At 38.9% G+C, this 13,780-nt stretch carries 11 protein-coding genes and 1 pseudogene; 2 read left to right on the top strand and 10 right to left on the bottom strand.

Annotation, left to right across the window (positions count from 1 at the left end):
- Positions 1–532 precede the first annotated feature (532 nt).
- From ACT53H_RS08285 to pqqA, 6 genes are all read right to left on the bottom strand, one after another.
- A complete protein-coding gene (locus tag ACT53H_RS08285; RefSeq protein ID WP_476009018.1) occupies positions 533–1,585 on the bottom strand; it encodes a dipeptidase in 1,053 nt (350 codons plus the stop codon).
- Positions 1,586–1,603: 18 nt separating this feature from the next.
- Positions 1,604–2,758: a pyrroloquinoline quinone biosynthesis protein PqqE gene (pqqE, locus tag ACT53H_RS08280; protein WP_476009017.1), complete on the bottom strand. Its 1,155-nt coding sequence runs from the start codon at positions 2,756–2,758 to the stop codon at positions 1,604–1,606.
- Positions 2,755–3,039 carry a pyrroloquinoline quinone biosynthesis peptide chaperone PqqD gene (gene pqqD, locus ACT53H_RS08275; protein WP_004792407.1) on the bottom strand — a complete coding sequence of 95 codons (285 nt, stop codon included), beginning with the start codon at positions 3,037–3,039 and terminating at the stop codon, positions 2,755–2,757. The genes pqqE and pqqD overlap by 4 nt, the downstream gene beginning before the upstream one ends.
- Positions 3,036–3,794 (bottom strand): pyrroloquinoline-quinone synthase PqqC, encoded by a 759-nt coding sequence (gene pqqC, locus ACT53H_RS08270; protein WP_476009016.1) that lies wholly within the window; start codon positions 3,792–3,794, stop codon positions 3,036–3,038. Before pqqC ends, pqqD begins: the two co-directional genes overlap by 4 nt.
- Positions 3,795–3,802: 8 nt before the next feature.
- Complete coding sequence (pqqB, locus tag ACT53H_RS08265) at positions 3,803–4,714, bottom strand: pyrroloquinoline quinone biosynthesis protein PqqB (protein WP_057076255.1); 912 nt, start codon at positions 4,712–4,714, stop codon at positions 3,803–3,805.
- 76 nt (positions 4,715–4,790) lie between these two features.
- Entirely contained in the window at positions 4,791–4,865 is a 75-nt protein-coding gene (gene pqqA, locus ACT53H_RS08260; RefSeq protein WP_001982218.1) for a pyrroloquinoline quinone precursor peptide PqqA, read from the bottom strand.
- Positions 4,866–5,113: 248 nt separating this feature from the next.
- Here pqqA and ACT53H_RS08255 point away from each other — a divergent pair, with 248 nt between their 5' ends.
- Positions 5,114–6,904 (top strand): bifunctional metallophosphatase/5'-nucleotidase, encoded by a 1,791-nt coding sequence (locus ACT53H_RS08255; protein WP_476009015.1) that lies wholly within the window; start codon positions 5,114–5,116, stop codon positions 6,902–6,904.
- A gap of 53 nt (positions 6,905–6,957) precedes the next feature.
- Here ACT53H_RS08255 and ACT53H_RS08250 read toward each other — a convergent pair whose 3' ends face one another.
- Together ACT53H_RS08250 and ACT53H_RS08245 are read right to left on the bottom strand one after the other, a co-directional pair.
- The gene (locus ACT53H_RS08250; RefSeq protein WP_005305185.1) at positions 6,958–7,359 is read right to left on the bottom strand and encodes a transcriptional repressor; all 402 of its coding nucleotides are present in this window, start codon (positions 7,357–7,359) and stop codon (positions 6,958–6,960) included.
- Positions 7,360–7,497: 138 nt separating this feature from the next.
- Positions 7,498–9,459, bottom strand: a complete 1,962-nt coding sequence (locus ACT53H_RS08245) for a TonB-dependent receptor plug domain-containing protein (protein WP_476009014.1) — start codon at positions 9,457–9,459, stop codon at positions 7,498–7,500.
- Positions 9,460–9,676: 217 nt separating this feature from the next.
- Here ACT53H_RS08245 and ACT53H_RS08240 point away from each other — a divergent pair, with 217 nt between their 5' ends.
- The gene (locus tag ACT53H_RS08240) at positions 9,677–12,838 is read left to right on the top strand and encodes a multidrug efflux RND transporter permease subunit (protein WP_476009013.1); all 3,162 of its coding nucleotides are present in this window, start codon (positions 9,677–9,679) and stop codon (positions 12,836–12,838) included.
- 54 nt (positions 12,839–12,892) lie between these two features.
- Here ACT53H_RS08240 and ACT53H_RS08235 read toward each other — a convergent pair whose 3' ends face one another.
- Entirely contained in the window at positions 12,893–13,081 is a 189-nt protein-coding gene (locus ACT53H_RS08235) for a phosphopantetheine-binding protein (protein ID WP_235823111.1), read from the bottom strand.
- A 30-nt stretch (positions 13,082–13,111) separates the two neighbouring features.
- Positions 13,112–13,762 (bottom strand): annotated as a pseudogene (locus tag ACT53H_RS08230) (isochorismatase family protein); the annotation flags it as partial.
- Between the last annotated feature and the right edge of the window lie 18 nt (positions 13,763–13,780).

The following is a 13,780-nucleotide window of genomic DNA, read 5'->3' as shown; positions in this document are numbered from 1 at the left end:
TTAATTAATAGCACATAATTTGTTATTTAACGGCTTTCATTTGCTCCGCTTTTGTAAGGTATTTAATTTTTATGTTAATTGAATAGTGTAATAGTTAAAAAATAAATTTTGATACAAAGCAAAAAGCCTATTCAATATTTTGAATAGGCTTTTTGCTGTATTTCAGGATTAAGCAGTATTATGAATTGCTTTAAGCAATCTTATTATCTTTGAATACACTACAAATGTATTTAATGCTGAACTTTTAGTCAAGATAGGATTGAGGAGTTTTACTAATAATTAGTGATTATTGTGATGACTGTCACGTTTATTTTATTGAGATAAGAAAAAACCCATTTCTACTTCTCATGAAGAAATGGGTAATGTGAAAACCACAAAAGACCTGAAATACCAAATGTTCTTACATTCAGTAAGGTTGAGTGTAGTGAATATACCGAATGGTTGACAATTAAACTATTTGTATTTTTTTTAGTCATTTCGGCCAATAAAAAAACAGTTATGATTCTGTAAATTAATTCTGTTTAGTCATTCATTAGTGACCAAAAATTCTATCAAGCACCCTCAGCCAATTATTAAGACATATATTTTCAATCAGTGTTTTCGAGTAACCACGCTGTTGCATACGCTCAATTAAACGATGTAGCCCCAATACATCTTCAAGTTCAGTACCAATAAGTGCACCGTCAAAATCAGAGCCAAAACCTACATGTTCTTCGCCCAAATGATCCATTAAATATTCTAAATGTTCTAAAATTACATCGATGGATGTATCTGCATTGCGTTGTCCATCCGATCGTAAAAACGCGACATCAAAATTTACGCCCACCATACCTTTACTCTCTCCGATTGCTTTAAGCTGCGAGTCAGTTAAGTTGCGTGCTTGAGCACATAAAGCATGTGAATTAGAGTGCGTTGCTACAATAGGCTGTTGCAATATTTCTACCGTATTCCAAAAAGCTTGTTCATTCATGTGTGATACATCAATCACCATCTTTTTATCAGCACAGCGTTTTATAAAGTTTTTGCCATCGCTGGTAAGACCTGCTCCAGTGTCGGGCGAATGCGGAAATTTAGCATTTAAACCATGTCCAAAGCGGCTCGGTCTATTCCAGAGAGGGCCAATACTACGCAGGCCTCTTTCATAAAATACATCGAGTAAATCAGGGTTATGTTGTAAAGCCTCTGCACCTTCCATATGCAATACAATTGCTAGCTTTTGCTCTGCTAAGCAATCCTGAATATTTTGAACTGATGTGCAAATTTTAATATTTTCAGAGCGCTGAGCGAGTTGATGAGCTAAATCGAGTTGTTCCAAGCAAATTTGTTCAACTTGCTGTTGGGTAAAATCAAAAGCATTTTGATCAAATAACTTATTGGGATGATGCTGTTGCACATAGCTGTATGGCGGTAAAAAAATCGCAAACATTCCTCCAATAAAACCAGCTTCTTGACAGCGTTTTAGATCAAGATGACCCGCTAAACGTTCATGAATAAAAGCATTTACTGGATCTGGATGATCACTTAGCCATAAGCGTGTTAAAGCATCATTATGCCCATCAAAAACTGGAATATGACTAGGCTTCATGAGCATTCCTATTACTTGCTATATGTCTGTAATTGTGTGGACTGGAATATTTTGCGTAGCGCTTAAAGATTTAGAGTTTCTACTATTACGGAATACTAAGTTTTGCAGTGGTGCAGCCAACTGACTTTCTGATCGTGCTTGTTCAATCATTTGATGATACGGCGATTTCCCACATACAGGATCGGCATTAGCTGCATCTCCAGTCAACATATAGGCTTGACACCGACATCCGCCAAAATCTCGATCTTTATCTGGGCAACTACGGCAACCTTCTGCCATCCATGCATCACCACGGAAATGATTAAATCCAGTTGATTTGTACCAAATATCTGACAATTTATGTTCGCGGACGTTTGGAAATGAAATTGGCAATTGTCGTGCTGCGTGGCAAGGTAGCGCTATACCATCTGGAGCAACTGTAAAGAAGATTTTACCCCAGCCATTCATACAAGCTTTTGGCCGTTCTTCATAATAATCAGGCACTACAAAAATGAGTTTGCAAGGATGGTTTTGCGCTTTTAATTTTTCTCGATATTCATTGGTAATCCGTTCTGCACCTGTCAGTTGCTCTTGTGTGGGTAATAAACCTTGGCGGTTTAAAAAAGCCCAACCATAAAACTGACAAATTGCTAGCTCGACTGTATCTGCATTCAGCTCTAGGCAAAGTTCAATGATTTGTTCAATCTGGTCAATGTTATGCCGATGAATAACAAAGTTAAGCACCATTGGATAATCATATTTCTTAACCAGTCGGCACATTTCATACTTTTGTTCAAAAGCATGCTTTGAACCTGCCAAGGCATCATTTACAACAGGATCACTCGCTTGGAAGCTCACTTGAATGTGGTCTAAACCCGCTTGCTTTAGATCGGCAATACGTTGTTCGGTAAGGCCCATACCTGAGGTAATTAAGTTGGTATAAAACCCTTGCTGATGAGCATGTGCAACGAGTTGTTCTAAATCTTGACGTACCAGTGGTTCACCACCCGAAAAACCGAGTTGAACAGCACCCATCTGACGTGCTTGATCAAAAACATCAAACCACTCTTGAGTGGTCAGCTCATTTTTATGCTGAGCATAGTCCAATGGGTTTGAGCAATATGGGCATTGTAGCGGACACCGATAAGTAAGTTCCGCTAATAACCATAAAGGTAGGCCAACACCTTCTGTCATACTAAATCAATCCAGTGTTGCTGCTTTGCGACCAGCATGTAATCCACTACATCCTGATCAATCTCAGCAATATCACCAAATTTTTGCTTTAACTGAGCAATAATTGCGGAAACATTTTGCTGCCCATCAATATATTGCCCAATTGCCCCTGCACTTTCATTTAACTTGATCATGCCTTCAGGATATAAAATCACAAAACCATTTTGAGCTGGCTCGAACTGAAAACGGTAACCTTGTCGCCATGTTGGCACAAGGTTTAAATCAAACTGCTCTTTATTCATTTAAATAGTCCTTTGTGCCAAACTCGTTTACTTGTCACACTGTGATACGGTGCTTCATTGTGAACATATGCAAGTGTTAAAGCATCTAAAATGCTCCATAAAATATCCAGTTTAAACTGCAATATTTCAAGCATTCGCTCTTGTTGCTCATGAGTTGTAAATGAATCAAGCGTAATTGTTAAACCATGTTCAACATCACGGCGTGCCTGACTTAAACGAGAACGGAAATATTCATAGCCTTTATCATCAATCCATGGATAATGCTGCGGCCATGAATCAAGTCGTGACTGATGAATTTGTGGAGCAAAAAGTTCAGTTAAAGAACTGCTTGCTGCTTCACGCCACGAAGCACGGCGTGCAAAGTTCACATAGGCATCTACTGCAAAGCGAACACCCGGTATTACCAGTTCTTCAGAAATAACTTGTTCACGACTCAAGCCCACAGCTTCGGCTAAGCGTAGCCATGCTTCTCGACCACCGCCATCTGGATATTCACCATCTTGATCGATCATGCGTTGAATCCATTCTTGACGGACTCGTTGATCTGGGCAATTTGCCATAATCGCCGCATCTTTAAGCGGAATATTAATTTGATAGTAATAGCGGTTTGCAACCCAAGCCTGAATTTGTTGCTGGGTGGCTTTACCTTCATACATCATCACGTGAAATGGATGATAGATATGATAATACTGACCTTTATCGATAATGGCTTGTTTAAATTGTTCTGTCGTTAAAGCTTCAGGTGTTTGAGTCATATTTCACCTTAGAGTTCAATCTGCATGCCGTCATAGGCAACTTCTACACCATTTGCTTTAAGTTCTGCAAACTGGCTAGAGTTTTCATTTAAAATTGGATTGGTATTGTTAATATGAATCAGCACTTTTTTAGGTGTACTCAGCTGATTTAAATAAGACAGTGAACCACCTTCGCCACTAATATATAAATGCCCCATTTCACGGCCAGTTTTAGTTCCAACCCCTGTTTGTTGCATTTCATCGTCTGTCCAAAGCGTACCATCAATCATGACGCAGTCTGAACTCTGCATAATCTGCATGATTTGATCGTCAATTTTTCCAAGACCGGGTGCATAGAATAACTGCTTTTGTGTCTTATGATCTTTGATAATTAAAGCAATATTATCGCCGTCATGTGGGTCATTTCGATGCGGTGAATATGGTGGCGCAGCACTTTTAATAATTAAGGGCAAAAATTCTAAATTTTCAAAACCATCAATTTTAAAGGCTTGTTTAGGATTGATCTCATGGTATTGAAGACCGCCATTCCAGTGTTTGAGCATATTAAATACTGGAAAGCCGCTCGTTAAATCTTGGTGGACCATTTCTGTGCACCATACATTCATTGGACAACCTTCGCGTAAGGTTAAAAGCCCAGTCGTATGGTCTAACTGACTGTCCATTAAAATAACGCTTGTTATTCCTGTATCACGCAATTTACGCGCGGGTTGTGCTGCTTTAAATTCGAAAAGTTGCTGGCGGATATCAGGTGATGCATTTAATAAAACCCAGTCTGTCCCATTTTCAGAAACAGCAATTGATGATTGAGTACGGGCTTTGGCTTGGATTGTGCCTGTGCGTACACCGTGACAGTTCGGGCAATTACAATTCCACTGCGGGAACCCGCCTCCGGCAGCTGAACCTAAAACATAAATATACATAGAATTAATATCTTATTAGAAAGAGATAAGCCCTAGAACAAGACTAGGGCTTATGACATATTTGGATAATACTGAATTAACGTGCTTCGAAGTACATAGTAACTTCAAAACCAATGCGTAAATCAGTAAAAGCTGGTTTAGTCCATTGCATAAATTATCTCCGGTTCATATTAATCTTGTGAAATGAATCACTTGATTAAATCTTATAAGGTCATTAAAAATTTATTCTAAATAAAAAATTTGGGTTTGTAGACCACCCCTAGCCAAGATATTGTTCGATAATTGTGTTTTTTGTCCAAATTTTAGTATTTTGAACATATTTGCTGATTGAAGGTTTCATCAAACATTCATACTAAAAGCGTATTTTTTATCCGTCTTAATTGATCAAATGATAAAAAAATGAAAAATTTAACAACACTTTTTAAAGTAACAACACTTTCTCTGGCAGTAACGTTATTGGCTGGATGTAATGACGATGATGATAATGACACCGCACCACCGGCTCAAAGAAGCAATCAAACTGTAAATATTTTAGCTTTTAATGACTTTCACGGAAATCTTGAGCCACCTAAACGCTATGTTGATGCAACTAACCCAAATGATGCATCTCAGACAGTACGTATTCCCGTTGGTGGTGTGAGTTACTTTGCAGATGCAATTAAGAAACTTAGAGCTCAAAATCCCAATAATGCTGTTGTTTCAGCGGGTGACTTGATTAGTGCTTCCCCACTCACTTCTTCATTGTTTTTAGATGAACCGACCATTGAAGTCATGAATGATATTCAAATTGACTTTAATGCTGTCGGTAACCATGAATTTGACCGTGGTACAGATGAATTACGCCGTTTAAAGAACGGTGGATGTCAGCAATATACAAGCACTACACCTTGCCAAATAAATAAAAACTTTAGTGGTGCAAAATTTGATTTCCTTGCTGCTAACGTAGCAATGAAAAATGATGCCAGTAAAACGATCTTTCCTGCATATAAAGTCAAAACTTATGGTGGAATTCCAGTTGCATTTATTGGTTTAACCCTTAAAGCAACGCCAAGTATTGTTTCTGCTGCCGGCATTAAAGATGTTGAGTTTCGTGATGAAGCCGATACGGTAAACGCCCTGATTCCTGAATTACAAAAACAAGGAATTGAAGCGATTGTAGTGGTGGTACATGAAGGTGCAGCGCCAAGTACGAAGTTTAATGAAAAAACATGTGATGGCTTAAGCGGCCCGATTTTAGGAATTTTGGATAAGCTTAATTCCGCAGTTGATATTGTTGTTTCAGGTCATACACACCAATCTTATATTTGTGACTATTCTACAAAAAATCCCGCAAAACCGTTCTTACTTACCTCAGCTGGACAATATGGCACGCTCATTACTGACATTAAGGTTGAACTTGATGGTAAAACTGGTGATGTGATTAAAAAGGATGCTAAACAAGTTCCTATACAAAGCGAAGCCTATACGTCTGGTACAACCACGGTAAGCCTTACCGATCTCTATCAAAAATTTAGTAAAACTCCAAGCATTGAAGCCATTTTAGATAAGTACCGTCAAGCGGTGACCACAATTTCAAGCCGTGTGGTTGGAACTGCAACAGCAGTAGTCAGTCGTACTCAAGTTGAAAGTGGTGAAAGCCCATTGGGTATTATGATTGCAGATGCTCAACAAGCGGCTGCCTTAAAAGCAAGTAACCAAGGCTCTGACTTTACCTTAATGAACCCAGGTGGTGTCCGTGCAGACCTACTCATTAACAGTAGTAACCAGATTACCTTCGGCGATGTTTTTGCGGTGCAACCTTTTGGTAATTCTATTGTGACCCTGAGCTTAACTGGCAAACAAATTAGAGATGTAATTGAACAGCAATGGTCTGGTGCAAATGCAAACTCACCTAGAATTTTACAGCCGTCTAAAGAATTAACTTATCAATATGCGGCAAATACGTCTGTTTCACCACGAGCAAGTAACATCATGGTTGCTGGTTCATCATTGGTTGACACTAAGGTATACCGCGTGACGGTAAATAGCTTCTTGGCAGATGGTGGTGACAACTTTACAGTATTAAAAGAAGGCCAAAACCGTGTAGGTGGTGGTCAAGATATTGATGCTCTTGAAAGCTATATTGCGGAAAACTCAAAGAATTCACCTTTAATTATTCCAGCGACTACTCGAATTAAAGTCATCAAATAGCAAATTTAATAAAAAAGGACAGTTTAGGCTGTCCTTTTTTCTATCTGAACTTTTTATTCTGTATAAAGATTAAGTTCAATACTGCTGATATTAGTTCCTGTATTCGCAAAAATAACATCTATGACTTCATGCAGTAGTTCTTTCACTTTTTCATGTTCATAGCTAGTTGCTTCTGCGGTTTTAAGACAAATCAAGTTACAGCTCATTTTATCTTTTCTGATCTTATAAATACTTTTACTTTTTCCTAAGAACACCCTTTTGATGAGCTTGCGATTTTCAAATTCAGATAAGATTCGATAAATTGTTCCGAGCGTAATTTTATGTTCATTTTTAATTTGCGCATAAATGCTCACCGCGCTTAAGCCTTGTGGATTTTGATTTAAAATTTCAAAAACTTGTATTCTCGATTTTTTTATTGGTAGTCCATTTAATAATGATTTTGAAGTTGCCGTCATGATTAATTAGCCTTAATGTTGAAAAGTATAGAAATTCTTAAAATTATTTTGTCTACACTGGTTTGAAAATTATGGATATTTGTTTAATAAAAAACAAAGCCTATTCCCCTACGAATAGGCTTTGTACTTGGTTTTAACTTAGAAACTATAAGTTGCTTTTACAAAATAGTTACGTCCATAGAGTTTGGTGTTGAAGGTTTTGTTTTTATCTTCCAGATCAACATCGGTTAGGTTTTTTACACCATAGTCCAATGTTAAACGTGGTGAAAGTGGTGAAGTAAATGTCACGTCATAGGTGGTATAAGCTGGTAACTCTTTGGTTGCAGAGTACATTTGTTTGCCTACGTAGCTCACCCCTGCATTTACACGGAAATCTTCAACCAATGCCCAAGAAATTGAACCGTTGGCAAGCCATTCTGGTCGTTCAGTTAAATCTTGGTCTGTCGTTTTATTTTTTGCATCGAGGTAAGTTGCGTTTGCCTTAACACCTACATTGTCTGTGAAATCGTAACCACCTGTAAGTTCCACACCTTTGAGTTCTGCACGGCTCACATTGGTCCAGATTTTTCTAAAATCGCCGACTAAACGCGGGTCTCCATCACTTAATGTAATGGCTTCGATCAGGTTCTTCACATCATTTTGGAAAACCGTAACGCCTGCATTCCAGTTTGGTCGAGTTACAATTAAAGACGCTTCGTAGTTGGTACTTTCTTCTGGTTCTAGGTCTGGATTACCTCGAATGTGACAACTGCCCCCACAAGAAATCATTGAGTAATTGATATCTAGCTGAGCAGGAGCCGGAACTTTATAAGCTTGGCCTACACCACCTTTTAGCACAACACCTTCCGCGAGTTCATAGGACAAATAGGCTTTACCAGTCGATTTACCATCGAAGTCATCAAAGTCGTCGTAACGGCCGCCTAAAGTTAAAGTCAGTGCATCATTAATATGGGTATCGTTTTGAACAAATACACCGTAGCTCTTCTGCTGGTTTTTTCCAGTGCCGATATAGCTCACAACGTCTGTAATTTTTTGGTCTTTATAATCAAAACCTGCTGTGGTGTTATTCATCAGCCAATCAAAGTTAGCAAAGGCACGACCAATTAAATTTTCTTGCTTATATTGACGGTTTTGTGGCGCATCATATTCGCTATCGTAGTCAGAAATTTTAGCTGTTTCTTTACCAATGTAAGCTTCTGTTTTACCCCAACCCCATTTTCCACGGTGAGCAATTCCTACATTGGTTCGTTTCATTTCTGATTCTTGAATTGAAGTTGCCGCATCTTGAGTCAGGGGGCGTTTATCGTTGTTATAACCCAAATCTAGGTCTAAAGTTTGTTGGTCATTAATATTCCAACTTAATGTACCGTTTACGTTTTTAGTATCTTTTTCTACAAAGTAAGCCCCATCTGGATCTGGTTTGCCATTTCGGTACCATGCATCACGGTTATAGGCATCTCCTGCCAAAGTAAAACTTAGATTGTCGGTTAAACCGCCGTATAAGTTAAATCCGTAACGGAATTGCTCTTTACCATTTCCGCGGTCTGCTCGGTTATATTGGCCAAAGACCGAACCATGCAGCTGCCCATCCTCGGCTTTCTTGGTAATAATATTGATGACTCCGCCCATGGCATCTGCTCCATAGAGCGACGACATTGGTCCTCGAATCACTTCTACTCGTTCAATACTATTTAAAGGGATTGCACTCCAGTCAAAGTCATTACCTCGCCACATGGCACCATTAGATGACATGCGCTTACCGTTAAGTAGGATGAGTGTGTAGTTTCCCGATGTATTTAGCATTCCCCGTATAACGATTTTATCTTGTCCACTGTTGTAGTTATAAACCCCAGCTTGTTTTTGTAAAACATCAGCAAGGCTGAGCGCCGCACTACGTTCAATCTCTTCACTCGTGATCACACTAATGGATGCAGGTGCTTTATCTACATCTTGTTCTTTTAATGCAGCGGAAACCACAATCGTTTTAAGTTTTTGAACTGATTCATTATTACTCGGCTGTTCACTATCTGTATTTGCTTGAACTGCAAACGGAAGCAGTGTTGAGATGGCGACCACCAGCGCCTTTTTAGTTAACGTCATTTCTCGGCCCTTATTCTGGATAATAATTACCATATGATAATTGTTATCATTTATGATGTGCCGAGCATCATATACTCATGACTTTTTCTGTTCAAGATAAAAATAATTATTAGTTATATAATGATAATCATTATTGTTTGTGATTTAAAAAAGCGTTAACATGGCACTTTCGTGTGCCTAAAAACCTATTTAAAACAATCTTAAAGTAGACATAACAATGCTCTCTCGATTTTTTATCTACCACCCTATCTTTGTTTCTGTCATTGCAATTACTATTCTTATTTTTGGTTTTTTTGCCACTTTAGCCATGCCGGTCGAACGCTATCCGAACCTTGCACCACCCGGTGTTACGGTTGTTGCGAACTATCGTGGTGCAGCTGCTGACACAGTCGAAGAAAGTGTGACCCAAATTTTAGAACAACAAATAAAAGGTCTGGATAATTTGCTTTACTTTACGTCCTATAGTGAATCATCAGGAACGAGTAGCATTGATATTCATTTTAAAATTGGCACAGATATTGATAAAGCACAGCTCCAAGTACAAAACCGAATTAATGGTGCATTAAACCGTTTACCTGAGGAAGTTCAAAGACAAGGTGTAAACATATGGAAAACCACGGGCGATATGCTACTTATTGTGGGGCTATATGATGAAACAGGTAAAACCAGCAATATTGATTTGTCTGATTATATGGTGAATCACTTTGAACAGCCTTTAAGTCAGTTGCAAGGCATTGGTGAAGTTAATGTTTTTGGTTCAAGCTATGCTATGCGCATTTGGTTAAATCCAAATCAGCTTAGAAATTACCAACTTGTACCGAGTGATATTGAAAAGGCCCTCGAAGATTATAATACTCAGATTGCTGCGGGTTCGATTGGTGCAATGCCCTCTGCTGCTGACCAAAATATTTATGCAAAAGTAAAAGCAGGTTCACGTTTAAAAACAATAGATGACTTTAAATCGGTGGTGGTTAAAGCAAATGTTGACGGTAGCCTTGTTTATTTAAAAGATGTCGCGAGAGTCGAATTAGGGGCAGAAAATTACGAAAGTATTAATACTCTTAATGGCTACCCATCGGCAGGTTTAGGAATTTCTCTAAGCCCTGATGCCAATGCAATCGAGACTTCTGCTCTTATTAAAGAAAAAATGGCTCAGCTTAGCCAGCATTTACCAGCTGGATATAAAGTCGTTTATCCACGAGACAATACGCCATTTATCGAAGAATCTATTAAGCAGGTCATAATCACTTTGCTTGAAGCAATCGTGCTAGTTGTTATTGTGATGTATCTCTTTTTACAAAATTGGCGTGCAACTCTTATTCCAACCATTACAGTTCCCATCGTCATTAGTGGCACATTTGTGGTGTTGTATTTGTTTGGAATGAGCATTAACACACTTACGCTATTTGCTCTGGTTTTAGCGATTGGGTTATTGGTTGATGACACGATTGTAGTCGTGGAAAATGTTGAACGGCTTATGCACGAACAACAGCTAAGTGTACGTGAAGCTTGTTTAATGTCGATGCAAGAGATTAGCGGCGCATTGGTGGGTATTACGCTGGTCTTAACCGCGGTATTTATCCCAATGGCTTTTTTTAGTGGTTCGACGGGTATGATTTACCGTCAGTTTTCTATTACATTAGCAGCAGCCATGTTGTTATCGCTATTTGTAGCCATGACCATCACACCAGCAATGTGCGCAGTTCTATTAAAAAAACAGCATAAAAAACCAAAATGGGGACAAATGCTTGAGCTTGCTCTTGAAAAAGTCAGATCAGCTTTTAGTTTTTTATCGGTTCGCTTAACTCAATTTAAAGTATTTTCCAGTCTATTGGTTGTGGGCATAGCGGTTATTTTATTTATGATTTACCGCAGCTTGCCTACAAGCTTTATTCCAAATGAAGATCAAGGACTGCTGGCTGTGCCTTATAGTTTGCATAACAGTGCTTCAATGAGCCAGACGGAAGAAGTTGGAAGACTCGTCAATAATTATTTTTTTGAACATGAAGCCAAAAATATTAATACCGTACTGGTCGTGAATGGACAAAACTTTTCAGGGAGCGGTCCAAATTTGGGTATGGCCTTTGTTTCGCTTAAACATTGGAATGAGCGTAAAGGAGAAACTAATACGGCGAGTGCTATTCGTGAACGTGCCCAAGCATATTTACAAAAGAACTTACCCGCTAAAGTCATGGTAGGAATGCCGCCAAGTGTATCTGGTTTAGGTCAGTCTGATGCTTTAGAGCTTTGGCTTAGAGATGTAAATGGTCAAGGGCGCGATGAATTAATTAAACAATATAAAGCCTTAGAAAAAGAATCTCAGAATTATTCGGCCTTTGAAAATCTAAGCCCGCTTGTGAGTGAAGATAAAGCCGAAGTATTTATTCAACTCGACCAAAATAAAGCCAAAATGTTAGGAATTGACCAACAAGCAATTCGTTCAACCCTTTCGACGGCTTGGGGTGGAAACTATGTGGGCGATTTTGTTGAACGAGGTCGAATTAAGAGAATCATTATGCAAGGCGATGCAGAATTCCGTTCTAAACCCGAAGATTTAGCATATTGGCATGTGCGAAATAACTCAGGTGGTATGCTTTCTCTCGCCCATTTTGCGCAAAGTCAGTGGACAGGTGGCCCAGAAGCTCTTACCCGATTTATGGGACTAGCTGCCATTCAACTCGAAGCCAATGTAAGTCCAGGCTTTAGCTCAGGTCAGGCAATGCAACAGTTAAGTGATATGGTCAGTAAACAATCTGGTATAGATGTCGCATGGAGCGGTCTTTCTTTACAAGAGCAACAATCTAGCCGCCAAGCAATTTATTTATATCTTATTTCTATTTTGTTTATTTTCTTATGTTTGGCTGCCTTGTATGAAAGCTGGAAAGTTCCTTTTATTATTTTACTAGGGCTTCCCTTAGGCATTACAGGCACTATTATTTTTGCTTGGATTTTTAAGTTACCTAACGATGTTTACTTTCAAATTGCCCTATTAACAGGTATTGGCTTATCTTGTAAAAATGCGATTCTCATTGTTGAGTTTGCGACTCAAGCACTCAAACAAGGAAAAAGTAAAATCGATGCGGCAAGTGAGGCTTTGAAACTGCGTTTACGTCCGATTTTGATGACATCTCTTGCCTTTGGTGCGGGTGTGGTTCCTTTAATTTTTGCAACTGGTGCAGGCGCTGCGAGTAGATATGAAATTGGAATGAGTGTATTTGGTAGTGTTGTGTTTGGTACATTACTGGTACCGCTATTTACTGTGTTCTTCTTTGTTGTGGTTCATCGTTTACCGAGTTTTCAGTGGTCAATGAGCAAACTATGGTTGAGCCGAACTTTGAGATTTAACAGCCGTATAAAAAAGGATAATACCTCCTTTTAAAGATTAAAATAAAAAATGGCAGATATTAAATCTGCCATTTTTTATTCTTTAAATTTAAGCGACTAGCTTATCAATCCAAACTTCTAAGGTTGGTTGTTCAGCCAAATCTTCAAAGCTTACCTGTGCGCCGTAAGCTTGCCATTTACCCACTAATGTCATGAGTCGTACCGAATCAAGCCCAAGCATGAGCAAATCATCATTTAACTGAATGTCTGATGCAGGAATCTGAAGCTGCTCGCTCACCGCCAAAACAATACCTTCTTGAGTGAGCGGTGATGCCGCTTGTTCAAGCGCCCAAGCTCGTGTGACCTGTTGAATTGTCATCACTTGCCCACAACGTGTACTTGCGTATTTTAAAGCCATATCGTGTTCTTCACGGCTAAAATCAGCGAGCGCATCTCCACATAAAAATGGCTGGATATTTAGCATAAAGGCTTCCGCTGCACTCATAAGACAGCCAATATGAGCATAGACACCACAAATGATGAGCTGGTCACGGTTTGACTCACGCATGAGTTGTTCAAGTGGAGAAAACTTAAATGCGCTATAACGCCATTTTGTTAAGACAGTATCATTTTTTTGAGGAGAAATTTCCGGCAAAATTTGAGTAATTTTTGGATCATCTTTTAGGCCAGTTCCCCAAAAGTCAGTTAATAACTGGCGATGTTCCGGTGTCTGGTTACCGGGCTGTGCCGTATAGACCACAGGGATATTAAACTTACGCGCAGTTTCAATTAGTTCTTTGGTATTTCTAATAAGCTCTGGAATAGGCGCTTGAGTTTGATCATAAAAATCTAAAAAATATTGCTGCATATCATGTACTAATAAAACAGCGCGATTGGTATGCAACTGCCAAGATGTTTTATTTGCCGTAAATTCGTGGGCTTGTGGCATGCTGTAACTAGCAATTTTAGGAATACTCATCAAATTTTTCCTTTTTTA

Source organism: Acinetobacter sp. DMC2, from assembly GCF_056314305.1.
Note: the sequence above shows the minus strand (reverse complement) of the source record. Positions and strands in the feature narration are given on the sequence as shown.